Annotated in this window: 2 protein-coding genes; one reads left to right on the forward strand and one right to left on the reverse strand. The window is 77.7% G+C overall.

Going from position 1 to position 4171, the window contains the following annotated elements; translation table 11 throughout:
• Window positions 1-2209: tetratricopeptide repeat protein (locus tag ABD211_RS33395; protein WP_344140570.1), on the reverse strand; the 2209-nt coding region annotated here is incomplete at its 3' end.
• A gap of 75 nt (window positions 2210-2284) precedes the next feature.
• Here ABD211_RS33395 and ABD211_RS33400 point away from each other — a divergent pair.
• A complete protein-coding gene (locus ABD211_RS33400) occupies window positions 2285-3964 on the forward strand; it encodes a PucR family transcriptional regulator (RefSeq protein ID WP_344140572.1) in 1680 nt (559 codons plus the stop codon).
• Window positions 3965-4171: the final 207 nt, after the last annotated feature.

Raw genomic sequence — 4171 nt, forward strand, 5'->3', positions numbered from 1 at the left:
CGGAGGGTGAGCCGCCGGGTGGCTGCGCGGGGCGGAGCGGGCCCGAGGCGGGCGCACCCGGCCGGCGCCGGGCGGGCGAACCGTCCATCCGCGACGGTGCCGCGGCCCACGGCGAGCCCACGGGTGTGGCGGAGCCGGGTCTCGGCATCGCGGGCGGGTGGCCCGGCCTGGGCAGATCCGGCGCCAGGTCCGGCGGTGGTCCGGTCCGGTGCGAACCCGTCGCCGACAACGGGGAACGGTCGCGGCCGCCACCCGACGAGGCGAGTTCCGGCGGACCGCCGGGATGCGGTGCGGCGCCGGGCGGTGGCACCGACCGGTGCGGGCCGGTGGGCATTGGCCGCGAGCCGGTCTCGCGCGGGTTGGGCAGCCGGATCGCGGCGGACTCGTCGCCGGACGAGGTGGTGGCTGGGAAGAGCGGGGGCGGCGGCACCGGGACCATCGGCGGCGTCGCGCGCGCCAGGGAGCGCGGCGGGGGCGCCCCGTCGTCGGCGATGGCCGACGCCAACGGCTCAGCGCCGTCGGGCGGGACCGGTGGCAGGCCGACCGCGGTGGTGGCCGTGTCCAGGGACGGCGGCGCGACGCCGGCAGCGGGCGTCAGGGCAGACGCGACGCCTGACGGCGCCGTCGGGACGGACGCGATGCCCGACACGGGTGCCGGACCGGACGCGATGCCCGACACGGGGGCGGAAACCGGCGGCGGTCCGATGCCGGCCGGCGGCGGGCCGATCGGCGCTGGCAGCCAACCGGCGACGGACGGCGCCGTCCACGCTGGGCCTGACGGCTCCGGCACGTCGCGTCCGCCGGGCCGCACCGCGCTGTCCGCCACATCCGCGTGCCGCCCGGCGCCCTCCGCTGGTGCCGGACGCCGCGACGCCCCGTCCGATGCCCCTGGAGGCCCGTCCGTTGCCTCCGGACGCCGCGTGGGACCGTCCGCCGGAGAAGTGCCGGACGGTCTCCCACCGGAGTGCGGGGCGGGGTCGGGAGGCGGCGGCGCCCAGGCGGTGATCGGCACGTCGCGCTCGGCGGGCCGGGCGGGCCGACGACGCGGCTGCGGCGGCGCCCAGCTTCCCGAGGACTCCCCCGACGGCTCCGGGACCGACCACGCGCCCGAGGACTCGCTGACCGGCCAGACTCCCGACCGGTCGGTCGCGGGCCAGGCACCGGTGGACCCACCGGGCGCCCAACCCCCCGACGACTCCGTGTCGGACCACCCGCCCGACGGCTCGTGCGGCGGGCGACGACGCGGCGGTTGAATACGACCGCCCGAGGTGCCCGGTGGCCGGCGCCCCGCGACGGGGCCGCGCGGGTCCGGGCGTTCGGACGGCAGCCACCCGCCCGAGGAGCCGTCGCCCTCGGACGTCTCCCACGCGCCGGACTCCGGCTCGTCGTCATCGTCCGCGGAGTGGCGGGCCGGGCGCTGGCGGGGCACGCGGCGCTGCTTGGGAGCCCGGCCCGCACGGGTCCGCCAGATGCCCGAGGGCTCCTCGTCCTCCGCGTCGAGGACCGGGTCGACGCCCGGCGGGATGGCCAGCCGGGCCGGCATCGGCGGCTCGACCTCGGCGAGCGCCCGTTCGAGCTGGACGGTCAGCGGGTGATGGTCGTCGAAGGCGCTGCGCGCCCCGGCGTGCGCCACGGTGAGGACGCGCCGGGCGGAGACGAGATCGCCGAGCAACCGGTGCAGGGCGGCGAGCTCCACGCCGAGGCGCACCGCGTCCGGGTCACCCGGCCCGTACGCCCGACGGAACGCCGCGTACGCGGCGGCGAGCTGGTCGCGGGCCCGCTCGGGGTCGCCGCGGTCGCGGGTGAGCAGGGCCAGGTTGGCGCGGGCCAGCGCGACCGCACGGCCGGTGGGGCCGGCCGGGTCGCCGGCGGCGAGGCCCGACTCGATCACCTCGCGGTACGTCTCCTCGGCCAGGTCGAGGTCGCCGCGGTCGTGGATGATCGCGCCGAGCAGCGCGGTCGCCCGTACCGTCGCGGGGTGGACCTTGCCCAGGTGGCGGCGGCACTCGCGGACGGCGGCGTAGGCCAGGTCGTAGGCCGCGTCGTCGTCGCCGAGCTCGCGCAGCACCTCGGCGAGCATGCGGCGGGCGGTGGCGACCTCGCCGGGCTGGCCGCCGCGGTCGAGGGCGGCCCGCAGCGTGTCGCGGGCAGCGGCGAACTCCCATCGGCCCTGCTGGCCGGCGGCTACGGTGAGCAGTTCGCCCAACACGCAAGAAGACTATCGATTGACATCACCGTCCGCATCCCTGAGTTGTGCGAAGAGTGATCGCCTAGCGTAGGAGCCGTGTTCCCCACCGTCCGCGAGGTGCTCGCGCTCGACCCCGTCCGCAACGGCGGGCCGCAGGTGGTGGCGGGCGCGACCAGCCTGGACAGGCCCGTGCGCTGGGTACACGTCGCCGAGGTGCCCGACATCGCGACGCTGCTGCGCGGCGGCGAGCTGGTCCTGACGACGGGAATCGGACTGCCGAGCGACGACGAAGGGCTGCGTGCCTTCATCGGGGGTCTGGCGGATGTGGGCGCGGCCGGGGTCGTGGTGGAGTTGGGGCGCCGGTTCGCCGACCACCTGCCGCGCTGCATGGTCAGCCTCGCGGAGCACCGCGGCCTGCCGCTGGTGATGCTCCGCCGGACGACGCCGTTCGTGGCGGTCACCGAGGCGGTGCACGCGCTGATCGTGAACGCGCAGGTCACCGAGGTGCGGGCCACCGAGGAGATCCACCAGCGGTTCACCGAGCTGTCCGTCGAGGGCGCCGCGCCGGCCGAGGTGGTGCACCAGGCCGCGACACTGGCGGGCTGCCCGGTCGTGCTGGAGAACCTGTCCCGCCAGGTGCTCGCGTACGACGCGGCGGGCGAGCGCGCCGACCTGCTGCTCGACGGCTGGGAGGCGCATTCGCGGCGGATCGCGCCGCCCGGCCGCACGGCCTACGACCCGGCCGCCGGCTGGCTGGTCACGACGGTCGGCGCGCGGGGCCAGGACTGGGGCCGGCTGCTGCTGCGCTGGCCCCCCGAACCCGACACCACGAGTACGGGCGCCGCCGCGCCGCCCAGCCGGCTGACCATCCTCATCGAGCGGGCGGCGTCCACTCTGGCGCTCGGCCGGCTCATCCGCCGCGACGCCGAGGGGCTGGAGCGGCAGATCCACGGCTCCCTGCTCGCGGCGCTGCTCGACCACAGCCGACCCGTCGACGAGGTGGTGCTGCGGGCGAAGGCGCTGGGCGTGCCGTTGGAGCGCCGACGCCTGGTGGGCCTCGTGGTGCGCGGCGGCGGCGAGGACGGCGGGGCCGCCGAGGCGGCCCAGGCCCGCCTGCGCGACCTGGCGGAGGCGGTCGGGCAGGCGATCCGCGACGCCAAGCTCACCGGCCTCGTCGCGACGCTCGACGACCGGTCGGTGGGCGCCCTGCTGGCGCTGCGCCCGACCGACGACGAGCCGGGCTCGGTCGACCAGCTCGCCGTCGCGCTGCGCCGCCTGGCCGACGACGCGGCGCACCGGGGGCAGCCGGGCGCGGAGGCGCCGCGCTCAGGGCTCACCATCGCGGCCGGGTCCGCCGTGGACAGTCCGCGCGAGGCGCGGCGCTCCCTCATGGAGGCCCGCCAGGTGGCCGACGCGGCCCGGCACGACCGGCGCGCGGTGCCCGTGTTCCGGCTGCCGGACGTGGGGCTGGCCGGCCTGCTGCACCTGTTGCGCGACGAGCCGAGGCTGCAGACGTTCGTGGAGCGCGAGCTCGGGCCGCTGCTGGCGCACGACGCGAAGCACCCGCGCGACCAGCTGCTCGGGACGCTGCGGGCCTTCCTGGAGCAGGGGCGCAACAAGTCGGCGGCGGCGGGCGCGGCGCACCTGTCGCGCCAGGCGCTCTACGAGCGGCTGGCCCGCATCGAGCGGATCCTCAACGCCGACCTGGAGTCGGTGGACGCGTGCCTGTCCCTGCACGTGGCGCTGCTCGCCCTCGACGCCATCAGGGACGCCTGACCAGCAATCGGCATAAACCACCTGATACTGGACACATGTTCAACCGTCGTCGGGTGGTCGCGCTCATGACGGTGACCGCCGTGGTCGTCGGCGTCAGCGCGTACTCGCTGGGTTGGGTCGCCGGCCGGGCGGCGGGGCCGCACCCCCCACGCGGCCCCGCGCCCCACGCGGCCGGGCCGGCCTCGGCCCGATCCGCCTGGCCGCACG

It is taken from the genome of Luedemannella flava, assembly GCF_039528515.1.
GTDB lineage: Bacteria > Actinomycetota > Actinomycetes > Mycobacteriales > Micromonosporaceae > Luedemannella > Luedemannella flava.